The 15,890-nt window shown below is 63.6% G+C and carries 17 protein-coding genes; 11 read left to right on the plus strand and 6 right to left on the minus strand.

Annotated features, from left to right (window positions below; all coding sequences use genetic code 11):
• The first annotated feature begins 92 nt into the window (after nt 1-92).
• A complete protein-coding gene (locus AC0L28_RS30780) occupies nt 93-584 on the plus strand; it encodes a MarR family winged helix-turn-helix transcriptional regulator (protein WP_473482054.1) in 492 nt (163 codons plus the stop codon).
• Nucleotides 581-1,261 carry a GNAT family N-acetyltransferase gene (locus AC0L28_RS30785; RefSeq protein WP_023801416.1) on the plus strand — a complete coding sequence of 227 codons (681 nt, stop codon included), beginning with the start codon at nt 581-583 and terminating at the stop codon, nt 1,259-1,261. The genes AC0L28_RS30780 and AC0L28_RS30785 overlap by 4 nt, the downstream gene beginning before the upstream one ends.
• A gap of 90 nt (nt 1,262-1,351) precedes the next feature.
• Here the strand turns inward: AC0L28_RS30785 and AC0L28_RS30790 are convergent, their stop codons facing one another.
• On the minus strand, nt 1,352-3,340 hold the full coding sequence (locus AC0L28_RS30790; RefSeq protein ID WP_473482056.1) for a PhoX family protein: 1,989 nt from the start codon (nt 3,338-3,340) through the stop codon (nt 1,352-1,354).
• Between the two features lie 204 nt (nt 3,341-3,544).
• Here AC0L28_RS30790 and AC0L28_RS30795 point away from each other — a divergent pair, with 204 nt between their 5' ends.
• From AC0L28_RS30795 to AC0L28_RS30810, 4 genes are all read left to right on the plus strand, one after another.
• A complete protein-coding gene (locus AC0L28_RS30795; protein WP_027154722.1) occupies nt 3,545-3,883 on the plus strand; it encodes a hypothetical protein in 339 nt (112 codons plus the stop codon).
• A 118-nt stretch (nt 3,884-4,001) separates the two neighbouring features.
• Nucleotides 4,002-4,703: a phosphatase PAP2 family protein gene (locus tag AC0L28_RS30800; RefSeq protein ID WP_287344283.1), complete on the plus strand. Its 702-nt coding sequence runs from the start codon at nt 4,002-4,004 to the stop codon at nt 4,701-4,703.
• Between the two features lie 199 nt (nt 4,704-4,902).
• Nucleotides 4,903-5,172 carry a helix-turn-helix domain-containing protein gene (locus tag AC0L28_RS30805; RefSeq protein WP_023801411.1) on the plus strand — a complete coding sequence of 90 codons (270 nt, stop codon included), beginning with the start codon at nt 4,903-4,905 and terminating at the stop codon, nt 5,170-5,172.
• 122 nt (nt 5,173-5,294) lie between these two features.
• Complete coding sequence (locus AC0L28_RS30810) at nt 5,295-7,016, plus strand: SulP family inorganic anion transporter (protein WP_473482059.1); 1,722 nt, start codon at nt 5,295-5,297, stop codon at nt 7,014-7,016.
• Nucleotides 7,017-7,061: 45 nt separating this feature from the next.
• Here the strand turns inward: AC0L28_RS30810 and AC0L28_RS30815 are convergent, their stop codons facing one another.
• Together AC0L28_RS30815 and AC0L28_RS30820 are read right to left on the minus strand one after the other, a co-directional pair.
• Entirely contained in the window at nt 7,062-8,009 is a 948-nt protein-coding gene (locus AC0L28_RS30815) for a CHAD domain-containing protein (protein WP_473482061.1), read from the minus strand.
• Complete coding sequence (locus tag AC0L28_RS30820; protein WP_128245702.1) at nt 8,006-8,479, minus strand: CYTH domain-containing protein; 474 nt, start codon at nt 8,477-8,479, stop codon at nt 8,006-8,008. Before AC0L28_RS30820 ends, AC0L28_RS30815 begins: the two co-directional genes overlap by 4 nt.
• Before the next feature lie 105 nt (nt 8,480-8,584).
• Between AC0L28_RS30820 and AC0L28_RS30825 the strand changes: the two genes are divergently transcribed.
• Genes AC0L28_RS30825 through AC0L28_RS30840 form a run of 4 tightly spaced genes read left to right on the plus strand, consistent with a single transcriptional unit; the run spans nt 8,585 to nt 12,325 of the window.
• On the plus strand, nt 8,585-9,313 hold the full coding sequence (locus AC0L28_RS30825) for a CerR family C-terminal domain-containing protein (protein ID WP_473482063.1): 729 nt from the start codon (nt 8,585-8,587) through the stop codon (nt 9,311-9,313).
• A complete protein-coding gene (locus tag AC0L28_RS30830; RefSeq protein ID WP_023801406.1) occupies nt 9,310-10,263 on the plus strand; it encodes an HlyD family secretion protein in 954 nt (317 codons plus the stop codon). Before AC0L28_RS30825 ends, AC0L28_RS30830 begins: the two co-directional genes overlap by 4 nt.
• The gene (locus AC0L28_RS30835; protein ID WP_091591967.1) at nt 10,260-11,180 is read left to right on the plus strand and encodes an ABC transporter ATP-binding protein; all 921 of its coding nucleotides are present in this window, start codon (nt 10,260-10,262) and stop codon (nt 11,178-11,180) included. Before AC0L28_RS30830 ends, AC0L28_RS30835 begins: the two co-directional genes overlap by 4 nt.
• 8 nt (nt 11,181-11,188) lie before the next feature.
• Nucleotides 11,189-12,325, plus strand: coding sequence for an ABC transporter permease (locus AC0L28_RS30840; RefSeq protein ID WP_473482073.1), 1,137 nt, complete (start codon nt 11,189-11,191; stop codon nt 12,323-12,325).
• 69 nt (nt 12,326-12,394) lie between these two features.
• On the opposite strand, the gene AC0L28_RS30845 is transcribed toward AC0L28_RS30840, so the two are convergent.
• The 3 genes from AC0L28_RS30845 to AC0L28_RS30855 all read right to left on the minus strand — a co-directional run bounded on the left by AC0L28_RS30845 (nt 12,395) and on the right by AC0L28_RS30855 (nt 14,519).
• Complete coding sequence (locus tag AC0L28_RS30845; RefSeq protein ID WP_473482065.1) at nt 12,395-13,048, minus strand: glutathione S-transferase family protein; 654 nt, start codon at nt 13,046-13,048, stop codon at nt 12,395-12,397.
• Nucleotides 13,049-13,090: 42 nt separating this feature from the next.
• Nucleotides 13,091-14,068 carry a threonine/serine dehydratase gene (locus tag AC0L28_RS30850; RefSeq protein WP_473482067.1) on the minus strand — a complete coding sequence of 326 codons (978 nt, stop codon included), beginning with the start codon at nt 14,066-14,068 and terminating at the stop codon, nt 13,091-13,093.
• A gap of 127 nt (nt 14,069-14,195) precedes the next feature.
• Nucleotides 14,196-14,519, minus strand: coding sequence for a hypothetical protein (locus AC0L28_RS30855; RefSeq protein ID WP_023801401.1), 324 nt, complete (start codon nt 14,517-14,519; stop codon nt 14,196-14,198).
• Between the two features lie 173 nt (nt 14,520-14,692).
• Here AC0L28_RS30855 and mbfA point away from each other — a divergent pair, with 173 nt between their 5' ends.
• Nucleotides 14,693-15,676 carry an iron exporter MbfA gene (mbfA, locus tag AC0L28_RS30860; RefSeq protein WP_023801400.1) on the plus strand — a complete coding sequence of 328 codons (984 nt, stop codon included), beginning with the start codon at nt 14,693-14,695 and terminating at the stop codon, nt 15,674-15,676.
• The last annotated feature ends 214 nt before the right edge of the window (nt 15,677-15,890 follow it).

A 15,890-nucleotide genomic window follows, 5' to 3' on the forward strand; every position in this document is an offset into this window, starting at 1 on the left:
GGTGACGACGCTTGAAAGCGGCCGTGCGATGGCGGCGCTTGATTTCCATATAATGTTATATATCGTGTTATCAATTGGCTGGCAGGTTGATTATGGAAGACGTCGTAAGGTCCCTTGGCTTCCTGTGCCTGGGCAGCAGGCTGAAGCGTATTGGCGAGCAATTGCAGGCGGATACGCAGCGCCTGCTCGACTGCCTCGATGTGCCGGTTCAGTCGAGCCAGTACCCGCTGCTGGCTGCGCTCGACAGGCTGGGCCCGCTGCCAGTCGGGGAACTGGCGCAATCCCTCGGGGTCGCGCAGCCGGGTGTAACGCGGAGCGTGTCGCTTCTGGCCGAATTGGGACTGGTCGAGGTCAGTCCATCGGATGATGACCAGCGGCGCAGGATTGTCTGCCTCACCCTGCACGGCCAGCGGCTGGTCGATGTTGCAAAGCACGACGTCTGGCCGCGCATCGAGAATGCCGTCGCGGATCTGTGCGCGGATCTTTCTGGGCCGCTTCTTGATCAGCTGGCCGCCATCGAGGACGGCCTCGCCGCGGCGCCTCTCGACCGTCGTGTAAAGAAGCCGGAAGGTGCCGCGCAATGAAACACCTGCTTGACCGTCCCGTGTGGAGCGCGCTTCGGACGCGACACCACGCCTTCGCGCAAGGTGACGACCTCGCCATGCGGTATCGGCCCTCGATAGCTCCGTTCGCTGCCAGTGCCGCGGACGATGCGGAAAGCCTGCAGGCGCTCGGAAAACTTGTCTCCCCAGGCGAGAGTGCGATCCTGCTTCAGGTGGACGCCATTGCTCTGCCCGCGGAACTTTCGGCGACTTCGACCGCGCCCGGGGTTCAGATGATTGCCGAGCGGCCATTGCAGATGGTCTCCGACGAGCGCGTGCAACGTCTGACGCGGGACGATGCAGCTGAGATGCTCGCCTTGGCATTGGTGACCAAGCCCGGCCCATTCACGCTCGAAGCCTTGAGCCTCGGCGATTTTTGGGGTGTGAAGATCGAGGGCCGACTTGCGGCGATGGCCGGCGAACGCATGAAGCAACCCGGCTATACCGAACTTAGCGGGGTGTGCTCACATCCGGAATTTCGAGGCGGTGGCCTGGGCAGGCTGCTGTCGCTGTTCGTGGCAAACCGGATAGCGGCGCGCGGCGAAGTTCCCTATCTCCACGCCTATGCCAGCAACACCACGGCCATAGGATTATACGAGTCCATTGGCTTCAGGTTGAGAAGCATGATGAACGTGGCCGTGGTTCAGCGCGCCGAATGAGCCCATCAGGCGCATTCCCGCGCATCAGGAAAAGGAAGGATTTCGTATCGACGAAATCCTTCCTTGGCGCTGCTAGCGCCTTGCGGCGATTCAGACCGCGATCTTGCCACCGCCCTGTTTGGTGATGGCGACGACCGACGGCCGCACCGGCATATCGGGCTTGAAGTCAGGCCAGCGGGTCGACGGGTCCTCGTAGTAAGAGGGACGGCCAAAAGCCTCCCAGTCTTCGCCGCCATCGGCCGGATGCTGAACCGCGACGAAGGCGGTCTGGTCGTCGGGCGTGAATAGCGGGCCGCACATTTCGGCGCCGATCGGCACGCGGAAGAACAGTTTCGAGGTCGCCCGCGCCTCGCCTTCGGTGTCGACCGCCCACAGGCCATCGGTGCGGCCGGTCGCCTTCGGGCCCTGGCCATCGGTCGAGACCCAAAGCCGGCCGGCCGAATCGATGGCGCAATTATCCGGCATGCCGAACCAGCCATTGGCGGTGGTTGCGGTCGAGAAGGTGGCGCCAACTTCGGCCACTGAGGGATCGCCGCATTTCAACAGCACTTCCCACTTGCCCTTGGCGGCAGTGAAATCGCCACCGTCCTCGACGATCTCGATGATATGGCCGAAGGCGTTTTCGGCGCGCGGATTGGCGGCGTCGACCTGGTCCGTCTTGCGCTTCGAATTGTTGGTCAGCATGACGTAGACCTTGCCAGTCGTCGGATTGGGCTGGATGTCCTCGGGGCGATCCATCTTGGTGGCACCGAGCAGATCGGCGGCACGGCGCGTCTCGATCAGCACGTCGGCCTGGCTGGCAAAGCCGTTCTCCGCCGTCAGCGGGCCCTGGCCGAAGACGATGGGCAGCCATTCGATCGACCCGTCCTCGGCGAATTTGGCGACGTAGAGCGTGCCGTCGTCGAGGAGATCCATGTTGGCGGCGCGGTCCTCGGCGTTGAACTTGCCGGCCGTGACGAATTTATAGACATAGTCGAAGCGTTCGTCGTCGCCGAGATAGAAAACGACACGGCCATCCTTGGCGACGATCGATTCAGCGCCCTCATGCTTGAAGCGGCCCATGGCAGTGCGCTTCCTCGGCACCGAGGTCGGATCGTTGACGTCGACCTCAACAATCCAGCCGAAGCGATTCGGCTCGTTCCGCTCCTTGCCGATGTCGAAGCGATCGTAATGCGCAGCCCATTCATAGGCGCCTTCGGGAATACCCAGGCGCTTGTAGTTGGTGGCTTCCTTGTGGCCTTCCGGCAGCTCGCCCGAGAAATAGCCGTGTATGTTTTCCTCGGCCATGACGTAGGTGCCCCAGGGCGTGACGCCGCCGGCACAATTGTTGACAGTGCCGATGACCTTCGTGCCGGTCGGATCGGCACTGGTCTTGACGCGGTCGTGGCCGGCGACGGGGCCGGACAGTGCCATCTCGGTGTTGGCGGTGATGCGGCGGTTGAGCTTGCCGTCGCGCACCACCTGCCATTTGCCTGATGCCTTGCGGATTTCGACGATGGTGCCGCCATGCGCGGCTATCTCGATATCGACCTGTTCCTTGCTCAGTGGGGCCTGCTTGGCCTCGCCATCGACGATGCTGACAAGGCCCGGGAACATCAGATGCGGATTGGTGTACTCGTGGTTGACCACCAGCAGGCCGTGCTCGGCCGAGCCGTCTATCGGGAGATAGCCGACATAGTCGTTGTTGTAGCCAAACTGTCTTTCCTGGGCCTGCGCCGACTGTTTTGTCGGATCAAATTCCGGCGAATCGGCAAACAGCGGATCGCCCCAGCGCAACAGCACGTCGGCGTCGTAGCCGGCAGCGACATGGTGCTTGTCGTCGACGCCTGCCTCGACCTCGTCGAAACTGAAGACCGAGCCGCCGCCGGCGCGGGCATCGTCGGCGAGGATCAGCGCGAGCGGGCTGACGGTGGCGGCGATGGCGGTTGCCGCGAGCGATCCCTGCAGAAAGCCACGGCGCGCGAATCGCGCGGCGATGATTTCGCCCATCGTCTGGTTGTCAGTGGGATTGGTTCCTGGCCCATCGTTTTCCTCGAGCAGGCTGGTGCGGAAATGGGCGTCGGGGCGATGTTCAGTCATGGGGGCGTGCCTCTGGCTCTTTGGGATGGCTGGAGCGTGTTGCTTGACTGACCGCGTATCGCCAGCAGATCACAGTTTGATGACGTTGCCGACCAATTTCCAGCCCGATTTCATGTCTTTGATCAGGCCGCTTGACCGCGACCGACGCTTCCGAAACAAGATCTGCGGCAGGCGCGCAAGCACGGCGTCGGGAGGAACAAAAAAGTGAGTTTCTGGGGACTGGGGCAGCTCGGCATTTCGACAGTGATCTTCCTGCTGGCGGCGACGGCGGCCAAGCAATGGGGGCTGGCGCCGAGCCTCGGCAAGATCGTTCTGACTCTGGCGCTCTATTCAGCGGGCAATCTGATCATGCTGAGGCTGATCCGTGAATTCGGCATGTCGGTGTCGTTCAGCCTGTCGGCGGTGATCCAGCTGGTGTCGGTGAACGTGGTGGCACTGGTGTTCTTCGGCGAGCGCGTCAATTCGTTGCAGGCGACCGGCATCGTGCTCGCCGTCGCAGCGGTGGCGCTGATCACGCTCGGACCCTATCTGCAAAAACTGTAGTTGCGCATGACCCCGAAAATCGGAAACGATTTCGGAAAGGATCATGCGCCAAATCAAAGTGCTACAGCGTCCTTTGCGCGTCCAAAAGGACGCGCGGCGCTGTAAGACGATTGGCCCGATGAAGAATACCGCAAACAAGCTGCTCAACTGGATCGAATTCCCGGTGCTTTTGGCCGGACTGGTCATCGCTGGCGGGCTGTGGGGGTTCGAGGAACTGATGGAGGTGGCGCGGGACACCACGCCGCACGCCTTCGACACGGAAATTATGCTCGCCTTCCGTGAAGCGGGCCAGCCCGACAATCCGATCGGACCGCTATGGCTGGAAGGGGCGATGCGCGACATTACCAGCCTCGGCAGCGCCATCGTGCTCGGGCTGATCACAGTGGCGGTGATCGTCTATCTGCTGCTGATCCACAAGCCGGGAGCAGCGTTTCTGGTCTTCGTCGCGGTGGCGGGCGGGCAGGCCCTGTCGAGCACGCTGAAGCTAGGAATCGATCGGCCGCGCCCCGACCTGGTCTCGCATCTCGCCGACGTGGCGACGCTTTCGTTTCCAAGCGGCCATGCGATGCTGTCGGCGGTGACATATTTGACGCTGGGCAGCATGGCGTCGCGTTTCCTGCCTGGGCGAACGACCAAGATCTATGTGCTGGCACTTGCCGTGCTGACAGCACTGCTCGTCGGCATCAGCCGCGTCTATCTCGGCGTTCATTGGCCATCGGACGTGCTGGCCGGCTGGTGCGCCGGCTTCGCCTGGGCGATGCTGTGCTGGCTGGTCGCATGGGCGTTCCAGCGATGGCGCGGGCAGACCGCCGGCGCCTGAACCGCCCGTTCCGAACGACGCTGCGCCAATTCTCCTCTAAGTTGCGGCGGCTGGGGCGTGCTGGCCCAGCGGGCGCGCAGGCTCGCCAAGATGCAAACGGCCTGGTGTGCACATGTCTGACATGTGCATGATGATGCTTGATCCATCACAATGATGGTATTATACATGGAATGCAGACTCAGACGGGGGTTTTTAGCCGATGATCACTGCCGCGCAGATGCGCGCCGCAAGGGCTCTGGCCGGCATCGATCAGAAGACGCTCGCCGAGCGCGCCGGGGTTTCGCTTCCAACCATTCAGCGCATGGAAGCGAGCGACGGCGTGGTCAGGGGCGTGGTCGATACGCTGATGAAGGTCATCCAGGCCCTCGACCGGGCCGGCGTGGAGCTGATCGGCGAGAACCAGGCCAGCGAGCGCGGCGGCAGGGGGGTGCGCCTCAAGCCGGTCGTGCCGCAGAACCCGCCAGGCTGAGCCGAAATAGAGTCGCGACGGCGACCGCCGACAGTCCTGCCGACGATCCCGCCGCCTGCTTGGTTTTATGCGTGGCCGCTGTGCACTTTTTGGCGGCATGCATCAGGAGCGGAAGGCAGTCCATGCATCGAACCCAGCGGGCAATTCATCAACCGGCGCAGCCGACATTTTCCGAACTGTTCACGCCGAAGCTGGCGACGGTGCTGCGCGAAGGCTACACATCAGAGCACTTCAAGGCCGATGCCATCGCCGGACTGACCGTGGCCATCGTGGCGCTGCCGCTGTCGATGGCGATCGCGATCGCATCGGGCGTGTCTCCGGAGCGCGGGCTCTACACTTCCATCATTGGCGGTTTCCTCGTCTCGGCTCTGGGCGGCAGCCGTTTCCAGATCGGCGGGCCGGCGGGCGCCTTTATCGTGCTGATGGCGGCAACCGTGGCACGGGTCGGCGTCGACGGGTTGCTGCTGGCGACGATGATGGCCGGCGTCTTGCTGCTCGTCATCGGCTACCTCAGGCTTGGCACCTACATCAAATTCATTCCTTATCCGGTGACCGTCGGCTTCACCGCCGGCATCGCCATCATCATCTTCTCCGGCCAGATCGTCGAGCTGTTCGGGCTAAAACTCGCCGGCAAAGAACCTGGACCGCTGGTGCCGAAGCTGATGGCGATCGGCGCGGCGGCCGGCACGATCAATCTCGCCGCCACCTTCGTCGCTCTGCTGACCATCGTCGCCATTGCCCTGATGAAACGGTGGCGGCCGAAATGGCCCGCCATGCTGATCGCCATCGGTCTGGCGTCGCTTGTCGTGGCGCTGTTTTCTCTGCCTGCCGAAACGATCGGCACGCGCTTCGGCGGTATCCCGCGCAGCCTGCAAATGCCGGCCTTTCCGCCGATCAGCTTCGGCAGGATGATCGACGTCCTGCCGGACGCCCTAGCCTTTGCGCTGCTCGGCGCGATCGAATCGCTGCTGTCGGCGGTGGTCGCCGACGGCATGACAGGAAGGCGGCACCGCTCCAACTGCGAACTCGTGGCGCAAGGCTTCGCCAACATCGCGTCCGCCCTGTTCGGCGGCATCTGCACCACCGGCACCATAGCCCGCACCGCGACCAATGTGCGGGCCGGCGCGCATGGACCGGTCTCGGGCATGATCCACTCGGCCCTCCTGCTTGCCCTGATGCTGGCGGCGGCGCCGCTGGCCAGCTACATCCCGCTTGCAGCCCTTGCCGGCGTGCTGGCGGTGGTGTGCTGGAACATGTTCGAGAAGCAGGCCTTTGCCACGCTGCTGCGTGCCTCGCGCGGCGACGCGCTGGTGCTGATGGCGACTTTCCTGATCGTCATCTTCCGTGATCTCACCGAAGGCATCGTCGTCGGCTTCGCGCTGGGCTCGATCCTGTTCATCGACCGCATGGCCAAGAACATTGCGGTTGAGCCGGATCAGGGACTGGTGCAGGACGATGTCGCCGACAGAACCGGCGCCGCCAGCGCATACGATTCCAGCGAAGCCAGCGATGCCGACACCGTCGTCTACCGGATTTCCGGCGCCTTCTTCTTCGGCGCCGCCTCGACCGTCGCCACGGTGCTGGATCGCATCGCCGACCAGCGCAAGAACTTCATCCTCGACTGCTCGGCCGTGCCGTTCTTCGATTCAACGGCGGCCAACGTCATCGAGAGCGCTGCCCACAAGGCGAGGCGCGCCGGCGTGCGCTTCATCATATCAGGCGCTTCGCCGCAGACACGCCGCATGCTGATCAACCACGGCGTCAAACGGCCGCTGGTGACATACGCCGCCTCGATCAGGGACGCGCGAGCGCAGTTGAAGAATGCCGCGCCGGGAGAGGTCTAACCCTCTCCTCATCGTCAGCGATGTCGGACGGACGCAAGCACCGCGTCAGGCAGCGGCGCCGCGCGCGCTGGCGTCTTCGTGCGGCGCGGCGGCCAGATCGGTGCGCGCCTTGCGCGCGAGTTTTTTTGCCGAGCGCCTGGGCCTATCGCCGAACAGATCGGCTGCCGCCGCAAGACAGGTCTTTTTCAGGCTTTTCTCCGAGCGCTTCAACAGCTTGCTCAGCAGTCGCGTTTCCTGAGGAGAGCCGAGCGGCCGGTCGTGGGCCTCGAGAAGCGTGCGCAAGACGAACACATCATGCAGTTCGCCCAGCTTTTCGCCAAGTTCGTCGACCGCCTTGCGCCGTGCCTTGATCGGCGTCGGCCACAGCCTTCCAAGCAGCGACAGATGCATGCCGTGAGTCTTTGCCGCCTTGCGCAGATCGTGGAAATCGTCGGCATCGCCGCGGGAGCCCGCCTTGTCCAGCGCCTTTCTGGCGCGACGCAGAGTGATGCGGGCGCCTTCGGCAAGCACATCGGCGGCCTGTTCGGGCTGGTCGGGCAAGACCAGAGTATCGATGCGGCTGATGCCATCCTCGCAAGCGGCAGTCGCGGCAGCTATCGCGGCGCCGAGGCCAACTCCACCATGCAATTGGTGCCGGCGCGCCACCAGCGTGTCGCGAACGGCATCGAGACCGCCGCCGGCGCTTTGCTCGGGAAAGTTTTTTGCCAGCCGGTCGATGGTTTCAACCAGCGCGGTCGCCTCGCGCGGGCCGGCAAGCAGGGCAGCCACCTCTCGGTAGCATTGGTTCTCGGTACTGCAAAATGTTTCGTCTCCGGGACGGACCAGGCGCAGCAAGGCACGCACCTTCTTCAGCCGCCTGCGGCATTTGTGCAGCGCCTGCTCCGGCCTGTCATGCGCCGCGTCCAGATGGACGAGCGCCTTGCCGATCTCCTCAGCGAGGATGCGCCTGACCTCGCCGGTCAACGGCAGGCGCGGATCGATGCGATAGCTCATGCGGCGATCTCCGGAATCCCCTCGAGGGCGAGCGACGCGTTGTAGAACCTGTGCTCGCCGGTGACTTCGCGGCCGAGCCAATCTGGCAGCATTTCGCCCTGCACGTCCTGCGGCGTCTCAAGCTCGGCGACCACCAGACCGCTGAGCATCCCGCCGAAGACATCGACTTCATAGAGATGGCCGCGATGCCTAACATGGTGGCGTGTCTTCTCGATGACACGACCGATTGCGAAGGCCAGCATCTCTTCCGCATCCGCCAGAAGGATCGGATATTCGAATTCGTCGCGTTCGCGGGCCTTGCTGCCGAATTTGAGCGTCAGCTTTGCCGAGGCGCCGTCGCTGATACGCACGCGGACCGAGCGGTCGGGCGCGGCAACGAGATAGAACTGGCGAATGCGGATGTCCGCTTCGACCAGATCCCGCCAGCCATCGCCGGAGACCAGGAACTTGCGCTCGATTTCCTTGACCATGGCTCCACACTAAAGCGCGCGCGGATGGAGATGGCAAGGTGGAGATCGACAGGTGGAGATCGGCAAGGCTTGACTTTAATCATTCGATTGATTAAACTGCGGATCATGAGCAAACCGACAAACGCTAAAATTCCGCGCCGCGAGGCATCCCCCGCCGAGATGACGCGCGCGGCACTTGTTCGCGCAGCGCTGAAGCTGTTCGGACGCCAGGGTTTTGACGGCACCTCGACGCGCGAGATCGCGGCTGAGGCCAGGGCCAATATCGGCTCGATCGCCTATCATTTCGGCGGCAAGGAAGGGCTTCGCACCGCTGCGGCCGACTATATCGTCGACACGATCCAGACCATTGCCGGCCAGGCGATCGGCAATCTGCAGGGCTCAAGCGAACCAGAAACGGGCGAACCAGAAACGGGCGACCCCGAAGCGGCGCGGGCACAACTGTTCACCGCGCTGGAGCGGATGGTGGCTTTCATCGTGGCAAGGCCGGAGGCCGGCGAGATCGTGCAGTTTGTCCTGCGTGAGCTGTCGCATCCGACGGCGGCACTCGACCGCATCTATGACGGCGTGTTCGAGCCGACGCATCGCCGGCTCTGCCTGATCTGGGAGCAGGCGACGGGCGAGGCGGCCGAAAGCGAGGCTACCCGACTCACCGTGTTCACGCTGATCGGCCAGGTCGTCTATTTCCGCATCGGCCGCGAGGCGGTGATGCGCCGCATGGGCTGGCGCGCGATCGGCGACGCCGAGGCCACCAAGATCGCGGCGGCAGTGACGGATAATCTCGGCGCGATTTTGGCTCGGCGTCACTTAACCGACCGGAAGGATCGTAGATCATGAGTTTCCTCTGCTCTGTGCCGCTCGCCGCCCTGCTTTTCAGCACCTGCGCACCGGCGGCGCCGCTCGCCGTCGGCTATGTCGAGGGCGACTATGTGCTGCTCGCGCCGATCGAGGTGGCGCAGGTCGAGACGATTTCGGTCAAGCGCGGCGATCGCGTCGCGCCGGGCACGCCAGTGGTGACGCTGGAAAGCGCCGATGCAAAAATAGCCGTCGCGCAAGCCGAGGCGGCCCTTGCCCAGGCCCAGGCGCAACTTGCCGACCTGCAGGTCGGCAAGCGGCCGGAAGAGATTGAGGTGCTCAAGGCGCAGGTCGACATGGCCAAGGCACAAGCCGCCGACGCCAAACGCAGATACACCCGCGCCAGCGATTTGTTCAAACGCGGCACCGGCACTCAGGCCGATTATGATACGGCTTCGGCGTCGCTGGAAACTGCCAACGCACAGCTCGGCCAGGCGGAAGCCAATCTCGCTGTCGGAGGCCTGCCGGCGCGGCCCGAGACGATCAAGGCCGCCGACAATCAGGTCAGGCAGGCGCAATCGGCGCTGGAGCAGGCGCGCTGGCGGCTGTCGAAGCGTGTGCTGGCGGCGCCTTCGCCCGGCCGCATCAACGATGTGATCCGCTATCCCGGCGACACCGCCGGGCCGACCGCGCCGGTCATTTCGATTCTGCCGGACGGCGCGGTGAAGCTCAGCGTCTATGTGCCGGAAAGCGCGTTCTCGTCGGTGGAAGTCGGCACGCTGCTCAACGTCCATTGCGACGGCTGCGGGCCGGACGTGAAGGCTCGCGTCAGCTACGTGTCGCCGGACCCGGAATTCACGCCGCCGGTGATCTACTCGCTCGAGACCCGGCAGAAGCTGGTCTATCTGGTCGAGGCGCGGCCGGAGGGCGACGCCGGCGCGCTGCAACCGGGGCAGATCGTTGATGTCGAACTGGCGGATATCGGCAAATGAACGTCATCGACGTCCACGGCCTGGTCAAGCGTTTTGGTGACAAGACCGTCGTCGACCATGTGACGATGACGGTGGCCGAGGGCGAGATCGTCGGCTTCCTCGGCCCCAACGGCTCTGGCAAGACGACGACCATCCGCATCATGTGCGGCCTGCTGACGCCGGATGAGGGCGAAGGCACGGTGCTCGGCTTCGACATCCGCACCGACAGTCTGAGGATCAAGCGCGAAGTCGGCTATATGACCCAGAAATTCTCGTTCTACGAGGATTTGACCATCGCCGAAAACCTGGAATTCGTAGCGCGGCTCTATGGGTTGAAGCCGCTCAACGAGCATGTCGCCAGGACGCTGGAGGATCTTGGCCTCACCTCGCGCAAGGACCAGTTGGCCGGCACGCTGTCCGGTGGCTGGAAGCAGCGGCTGGCGCTGGCCGCCTGCATCATGCACAAGCCCAGATTGCTGCTGCTCGACGAGCCGACGGCGGGCGTCGATCCGAAGGCGCGGCGTGAATTCTGGGACGAGATCCATCGGCTGGCCAGCGGCGGGCTGACCGTGCTGGTCTCCACCCACTATATGGACGAGGCCGAGCGCTGCCATCGCATCGGCTACATCTCCTACGGCAGGATGCTGGCCACCGGCACGGTCGACGAGGTGGTCAGGAATGCCGGGCTGACGACCTTCGTTGTGCAGGGTCCGCGCCTCGACCAGGTCGCTGCCGCACTCAGCGGCCGGTCCGGTGTCGACCAGGTGGCGCCGTTTGGCGCGACGCTGCACGTCGTCGGCTCCGACAAGACGGCGCTTCAGGCTGCGCTCGCCGATGTCGAGAAAGACCACAAGGGCGTCACGGTGACGCCGGGCGAGACCAGCCTGGAGGATGTGTTCATCCAGTTCATGTCCGGCTCGAAGGACAATATGGGATGAAAAACGGGATAAACAGCGTCTTTTCCTTCGCCAGGCTCGGCGCGCTGCTGATCAAGGAGTTCATCCAGATGCGGCGCGACCGCATCACCTTCGCCATGATGCTGGGCGTGCCCCTGATGCAGCTGGTGCTGTTTGGCTATGCCATCAACAACGATCCAAAGAGCCTGCCGGCCGCCCTGGTGGCGATGAGCAGCGATCCCTATACGCGAGCCATGGTTTCGGCGCTGCAGACCACCGGCTACTACCGCTTCGACCATGTCGCGCAAAATGCCGCCGAGGCGGAATTCCTGATGGCGCGTGGCGACGTCGCCTTTGTCGTCACCATTCCCGCCGACTTTGCCCGGCGAGTTGAGCGCGGCGACCAGCCGCAAATCCTGATCGAGGCTGATGCGACCGACCCGGCAGTCGCCAGCGGGGCCATTTCGACGCTCGGCACCGTTGCCAACCAGGCGCTGCTCAGGGCGCGCGGCATGCAGGAGACGGCCGCCGAAGCTGCCCGAGGCCAGTTCGAAGTCGTTGTGCACCGACGCTACAATCCGGAAGGCATCTCGCAATACAACATCGTGCCCGGCCTGCTCGGCGTCATCCTGCAGATGACGATGGTGATGATGACCTCGATCGCACTGACGCGCGAGACCGAGCGCGGCACGATGGAAAACCTTCTGGCGATGCCGTCCAGCCCACTCGAAATCATGCTCGGCAAGGTGCTGCCCTATCTGGTGGTCGGCGCCGTGCAAGTGGCGGTGGTGCTGGCGGCGGCCAAGCTGCTGTTTGGGGTTCCCTTCACCGGGTCGTTGTCGCTGCTGCTTGCGGCGGTTCTGGTCTTCGTGCTGGCGCTGGTGCTGCTCGGCTACACCATCTCGACGATGGCGCGCACGCAGATGCAGGCACTGCAGCTCACCTTCTTCTTCTTCCTGCCGTCGATCCTGTTGTCGGGCTTCATGTTCCCCTATCGCGGCATGCCTGGCTGGGCGCAGATCTTCGGCGAGATCCTGCCGCTGACGCATTTCCTGCGCATCATCCGCGCGGTGATGCTGAAGGGCGCCGACCTGCCGGCGGTCGCGACCGAAATCGGCTGGCTGGTCGTGTTCGTGGCGCTGTTTGCCGGCGTGGCGCTGGTGCGGTTCCGCCGGACGCTGGATTAGGATCCAACTCAATAGCTCACGCAATGGCCGAGATGTCACCTTGGATGCATGACCATTCGGATCGAGATTTTATGCCGGTCTGGCCTGATTCGGGACCGGCGGCAATTCAGGCGCATCCAGTCCTTTGAAGGGATCGCGCCAGGCGTCGATCTCTTCAAGCTGGCGATACCAACGACTGACCGAAGGATAATCGTCGAGCGGCAATCTGGCGATATCGTTGAAAGGCAGAAACGTCGCCATTCGAAAGTCGGCATAGGAGACCGAGTTTTCGACCAGCCAGTCTCGCTCGGAAAGCGCGGCCTCAAGTGTTGCAGCGGCCGTGCGAAAGTCTCTCAGCCCCTCCTCAACCCGGTGCTGATCGATCGGGCCAATCCCATATCGCTGCTTGGTGCCGCGTTCGAAATGCACGACGTCGCAAGCTCTTGCGAAGCTCTCTTTACCCCAACTGAGCCATCGGATCATCTCGGGTTCGTCGTCGCCGGTGCGCCAGAGATCCGAATGCGCGTCGCGTGAAAGCCGGCAGGCTATGGCGTCAGCCTCCCAGAGGCTGTTTCCCGAGCCTACGAGTATCGGCAATGAAAGATTGGGATTCAGCGGGCGATATCGCTCAGCCTGCCCGGGAGCGAAGGGCGATGCGAACTCAAAGTCGAGCTTTGCGTCGAGATAACGTGCCACGGCGACCGCGAGGCGAGGATTGGGATTGCGGCTGAAGAGCAGTTTCATTTCGTGTCAGCCTTTTTTGAATGGTGCCGGTTCGGTCGCCACCTAAGCCGCCGCCATGATCTCCGCATAGGTGCCGAAATCGACATTGCCGCCGGACAGCACCACGGCGACGCATTTGCCTGATAGCTCGATCTCGCCCGATGACAGCGCGGCCAGCCCGACGCAGCCGCCGGGCTCGACCACCAGCTTGAGATGGGCCATGGCGTCGCGCATCGCCTGTGCCGCCGCTCTGTCGGACACGGCAATGCCGCCGGCGAGATTCCTGCGGTTGATCTCGAAGGTGATCGCGCCCGGCTCGGCGGTGAGGAGCGCGTCGCAGATCGAAGTGTGGCCGGGTTCGATCGAAACCCGAGCACCTCTGGCCAGTGAACGACAGGTGTCGTCGAAATGCTCGGGTTCCACCGCCCAGACGGCGGTGCCCGGCGAGGCGTCCTTGACCGCGATGGAGATGCCGCTGCTCAGGCCGCCGCCGCCGCAGGGGATGACGACCGCGTCGAGGCTCACCCCGAGTGCTTTCGCCTGCGCCATCAGTTCGAGGCCGATCGTTCCCTGGCCGGCGATGATGGCCGGGTCGTCGAAAGGCAGCACCAGGACCATGCCCCGTTCCATGTACGGGCGAACCACCGCCATGCGATCGTCGCGAAACCGGTCGAACGGAACCACTTCGGCGCCCATTTTCCTGACATTGCCGACCTTCATTGCCGGCGCATCGGTGGGCATGGCGATAACCGCCTTGACGCCGAACATCGCCGCCGACGCGGCGACGCCTTGCGCGTGGTTGCCCGACGAGAAGGCGACGACGCCGCGGCTGCGCTGCTCATCGCTCAGCGACGACAGTTTGTTGTAGGCGCCGCGGAACTTGAACGAGCCGGTGCGCTGCAGCGTCTCCGGCTTGAACAGGACCCTGGCGTCGAAACGCTTGTTCAGTTCCGGTGATTCGATCAGCGGCGTTTCGACGATCAGGCCGGACAATCGCGTTGCTGCGCGGTGGATATCGGCGATGCCGGGAGGGGTGGTCATGGTGAGGTCCTGCAGAATGAAACCGCCCCATGGTGCACGGAAAACCAGGCCGCGCACCACTGGAAAAATGTGACCGAGACAATTCGTGGATTGCGAGCAGAGAGTGGCGCTCCTCGCCGACCGCTCCTCACCCCAAAAGCGTCCGTTGCCGTTTGGCGCCGCCCATCTTGCGCCAGGTGTTGAAGCGATGGGTGGCGGCGGCGAAGGATATCTTCATCTGCTGGGCAACCGAATAGCGCGACTTGCCCTCGTCGAACAGGCGGTAGCAGCATTCGACGCCCTCCTCGGTCAGCTTGCCGTCGGGGGCCTTGTTGTGCGGATTGGCCGGGTCGAATTTCTCGACCTGCTGCTCGACCAGGCCCTTCAGGCGCTGCAGATCGGCCTCGATGCTGGCGATCAGGTCGAGAACGGGTTTCGGGTCAAATGCATGGGTGGGCTGTTTTGCCGGCATCCGGGTTCCTTTCGCTTGGCTTAAGCCCACTATATAGGTGAACATTCGCCAATAATGAAGGGCGCTGGCGGAGGATTCCCGCAACCATAAATTTGAACCTCCGGCTACAAGCGATTGACCAACGGTGCACCAAACTCTAGTTTAGAATAATTCTAAACTAGGGCGGATTTCTCATGCTTTCCCGTGTTTTCGATTTTGGTCGCCGTCCCTTCGAGTCGCTCTCGGAGCAAGAGATCCTGGCGCTCGCCATCTCTTCCGAAGAGGATGACGGGCGTATCTACCGCGCCTATGCCGACGGGCTGGCGGATAGGTTTCCGCATTCGGCCAAAGTGTTCGAGGAAATGGCGGAGGAGGAGGATGGCCATCGCGACTCGCTGATCGAGCTTCACCGCGAGCGTTTTGGCGAGCGCATTCCGCTGATCCGGCGCGAGCACGTAAAGGGCTATTACGAGCGCAAGCCCGACTGGCTGGTCCGGCCGCTCGGCATCGAACATGTGCGCCAACAGGCCGAGTCTATGGAGCGTCAGGCCTACCTGTTCTATGTCGAAGCGGCGAAACGCACCAGCGACGCCTCGACGCGAAAGCTGCTCGACAATCTGGCGGTGGCCGAACAGGGCCACGAGACGCTGGCGCAGCGGCTGGAGCAAAAGCATGTGTCGGGCGCGGTGAAAGCCGAGGAAGCAGCGGCCGAGCAGCGCCAGTTCATCCTGACCTATGTGCAGCCGGGACTGGCCGGGCTGATGGACGGATCGGTGTCGACGCTGGCGCCGATCTTCGCCGCCGCGTTCGCCACGCACGACACGTTCCAGACCTTCCTGGTCGGGCTTGCCGCCTCAATCGGCGCCGGCATCTCGATGGGCTTCACCGAGGTCGCCTCCGACGACGGCAAGCTGTCGGGCCGCGGCTCGCCGGTGAAACGCGGCATCACCACAGGCGTGATGACGGCGCTGGGTGGCCTCGGTCACGCCTTGCCCTACCTCATTCCGTACTTCTGGACCGCGACAATTCTCGCGGTCGTGGTGGTGTTCTTCGAACTGTGGGCGATCGCCTTTGTGCAGAACCGTTATATGCAGACGCCGTTCTGGCGCGCCACCTTCCAGGTGGTGCTGGGCGGCGCGCTGGTGTTTGCGGCTGGAGTGCTGATCGGGAATGCCTAGCAGCCCTCTTGCCTTCTCCCCTTGTGGGGGCCGAAGGGCGGGCGAGGCCCGTGACTCGCCCCGGGCGGTGGATCGGCGGCGCGCAGCGCCGAGACGGAAGAGGGGTGTTGGACGGAGTACTGTCGGTGCCAAGCTGGAACACCCCTTGTGTCTCTAGAATCATGCATGATCGGGTTGGCGGGTGACCCGGGTCATGACCGGATCACCCGCTGCG

This window comes from Mesorhizobium sp. WSM4847 (assembly GCF_055811335.1).